Source organism: Bacillus bruguierae (assembly GCF_037104725.1).
Taxonomy (GTDB): Bacteria; Bacillota; Bacilli; order Bacillales; family Bacillaceae_G; genus Bacillus_A; species Bacillus_A bruguierae.
The window spans coordinates 1-1,681 of record NZ_JBAWSX010000041.1 but is presented as its reverse complement, the minus strand read 5'-3'; the positions used below and the strand labels follow the sequence as shown (position 1 = coordinate 1,681).

Below are 1,681 nucleotides of genomic sequence, written 5' to 3'. Positions count from 1 at the left end.
TCGCTACCGTTAAATGGTAAAGTGCCAGAAACGTTAGCTCAATCAACAAAGATTGAGTTGGAAAATGGAATGACCAAGCCTATTTATTCAATTGATGAAGCAATTGTAGAAAAATTATATGTAGAAACTGAGATTGATAGTGACCTAGATTGGAAAAAGGATCTTGTTTCGATAAAGGTAATGCGACCTAAAACAGAAGCGGGTGTGAAAGTTCCTGTTATTTATGAAATGAGTCCTTATCGTTCAGGGATAAATAATGTACCAGCTTATAATGTAGATGAAGAATTATATCCTACGGAAGGTAAACCTTATGCAGAACCAGCTAACCTCGGTTCATATGGAAATTATTATGTTCCTCGTGGATATGCCGTTATTTTAGGCGAAAGTATCGGCACTGGGAATTCAGGTGGATGTCCAACCACTGGTGACCAACAAGAAATTATCGGTACAAAATCTGTTATTGATTGGGTAAATGGCAGAGCAAAAGCATTCAATGAATATGGTGATGAAATACAAGCGGATTGGTCTACAGGGAATGTTGGGATGACCGGAGTGTCATATAATGGTACCCTACCAAATGCTGTTGCAACAACAGGAGTTGAAGGATTAAAAACAATTATTCCAATTGCGGCAATTAGTAGCTGGTATGATTATTACCGTGCAAATGGAGCAGTTATTGCACCAGATGGTTTTCAAGGTGAAGATGCAGATAAAATGGCCGAAGCAGTACTAACACGATACGATCCTGAAGTTTGTAATAAAATCATAAAAGAACTAACTGATGGGCAAGATCGAAAAACAGGAGATTATAATGAATTTTGGGATAAGCGTAACTACGTGAAGGATGCCAAAAACGTGAAAGCCAGTGTATTTGTTGTACATGGCTTAAATGATTGGAATGTAAAGACAAAACAGTTTGCAGAGTGGTGGGAAGCTCTAGGAGAAAATAATGTTCCTCGCAAAATGTGGTTACATCAAGGAGAACATGGTGGTACTTCTAGTAATAACTGGGAGCAAACACAAAATAAATGGTTTGACTATTGGTTATACGGTATTGAAAATGGAATTATGAATGAACCGATGGTAGATGTCCAACGAGAAAATAAAACGTGGCAAAAATTAAAAAATTGGCCAGACCCTGCAGCAGTTCCATCTAAAATACGTATGCTTTTAAGCAATAAAGCAGTAGATTTACCGCTTAGAATGGGGGCGGTGCAACAAGTCTCCTCATTATTAGATGATGCAAAAATAAAATCGAATCAATTAGTAGCAAATCCAGAATTAGAATCACCAAATCGGTTAGTATATGTAATGCCTAAGCTCGAAAAAGAAATGAGAATAAGTGGTACACCAAAAATTTCATTTAAGGGAAGTATTGATCGTCCAGTCTCAAATTTGACTGCATTACTTGTTGATTATGGCGGTGCGAAACCAGAAATTGTGACGAGAGGATGGATGGATCCACAAAACTTGAATGGAAAAGAACAGTCAACGCCAATTATACCAGGGAAAGATTATACATTTACATGGGACATGCAGCCGGATGATTATGTATTTCAAGCCGGCCATCAAATAGGAGTCGTATTAATTGCAAGTGACTATGACTATACGATTCGTCCAAAAGCAGGGACGAAACTTACAGTAAAATTAAGTGAAGTAACATTACCAATTGTAAAATAGA

The 1,681-nt window shown here is 37.4% G+C and carries 1 protein-coding gene; it reads left to right on the top strand.

Translation table 11 applies throughout. The annotated features are described in order from the left end of the window. A partial coding sequence (locus WAZ07_RS26070) for a Xaa-Pro dipeptidyl-peptidase (protein WP_336474711.1) occupies positions 1–1,680 on the top strand: 1,680 nt, incomplete at its 5' end. Position 1,681 lies beyond the last annotated feature (1 nt).